The sequence below is a fragment of the Arhodomonas sp. KWT genome (genome assembly GCF_010993615.1).
In genome coordinates this window covers 1-874 of record NZ_WNXE01000700.1, presented here as the reverse complement: position 1 = coordinate 874, position 874 = coordinate 1, and the positions used below count along the sequence as shown (strand labels likewise).

Here is an 874-nt window from a genome sequence, read left to right as displayed (position 1 = left end):
GCGGCGACGGCCATGGGGGTGAACGCCAACCGGGTGTTCCTGCTGACCTTCACCATCGGCACCGTGCTGGCCGCCCTCGGCGGCGCGTTCGCGGCGCCGACCACGGCGGTGCAGCTCGGCATGGGCGCGGACATGATCGTGCTCTCCTTCGCGGTGGTGGTCACCGCGGGGCTGGGGCAGGTCGAGGGGGCGGCGGTCACCGCCGTGCTGATCGGCCTGGGGCGCTCGTTCGCGATCTATCTGATGCCCGAGCTCGACGTGCTGATGCCCTACTTCATCATGATGCTCGTGCTGCTGGTCCGTCCCAACGGGCTGTTCGGCACGGTCCAGACGAGGAAGATCTGACATGCGCGGCGGCCGGTTTCTGTTGCTCGGGGTGGTGGCGCTGATCGCGCTCCTGCCCCTGTTCGCGCCCTGGAGCAAGACCTTCCTGGTGCTGGCGATTGCCAAGGGGCTCGCGGTGCTCGGCATCGTGGTGCTGCTGCGCGCCGGCCAGGTCTCCTTCGGGCACGCCCTGTTCTTCGCGGCCAGCGCCTACGTCGCGGCCTTCGCCGCGCGGCTGATGGGGGGCGGCGAGCTGCTCACCCTGCTGGTGATCGGCGCGCTTGGCAGCGGGGTGCTGGGGCTGCTGGTGGGGCTGTTCGTAGTGCGCTACCGCTACATCTTCTTCGGCATGCTCAACCTGGCGTTCTCCATGGTCTTCTATGCCGTGCTGGAGAAGTTCTACCACTACACCGGCGGCAGCGACGGGCTGATCCTCTCGCGTCCCAGCGTGCTCGGCATCGGCCTGGAGCGGTTGCCCTTCGAGTACACGCTGTTCTACGTCGCCCTGGCGACGGCGGCGGTGCTCGGCTGGCTGGTGCACCGCTACCTC

Annotated in this window: 2 pseudogenes; both read left to right on the top strand. The window is 68.8% G+C overall.

The features are described 5' to 3' along the window. Nucleotides 1-345 (top strand): annotated as a pseudogene (locus G7A99_RS21835) (branched-chain amino acid ABC transporter permease); the annotation flags it as partial. Nucleotide 346: 1 nt separating this feature from the next. Next, nucleotides 347-874: pseudogene (locus tag G7A99_RS21830) on the top strand (branched-chain amino acid ABC transporter permease); the annotation flags it as partial.